Origin of the sequence: Vibrio sp. 10N.222.52.B7, assembly GCF_041474275.1 — a bacterium.
Lineage (GTDB): Bacteria > Pseudomonadota > Gammaproteobacteria > Enterobacterales > Vibrionaceae > Vibrio > Vibrio crassostreae_C.
On record NZ_JBFRTU010000628.1, the window covers coordinates 1 to 277 of the forward strand.

At 45.1% G+C, this 277-nt stretch carries 1 pseudogene; it reads left to right on the forward strand.

The features are described 5' to 3' along the window. Positions 1 to 277 (forward strand): annotated as a pseudogene (locus tag AB4512_RS24535) (LysR family transcriptional regulator); the annotation flags it as partial.

Below are 277 nucleotides of genomic sequence, written 5' to 3' on the forward strand. Positions count from 1 at the left end.
GGCTAAGCTAGATATTGCGATAGGCAGTTTTGGTGAAGTGCCTAAATTGTATGGCACAGAACTTCTCTATACTGAGCAACATGTCTGCTTGCTTGATGAATCGGTGTTGGATGTTGAGTTGCCTATGTCACTGCAATCATTTGTCTCTGTGGAGCACGCCTTAGTATCGCCTAATGGAGCCCTAAAAACCGCAGTTGATACTAAATTGGCTGAGCTGGGCTACACCAGAAAAGTGGCAATCGCATCGAGCAACTTCTTAACGGTAAAGCGATTGATC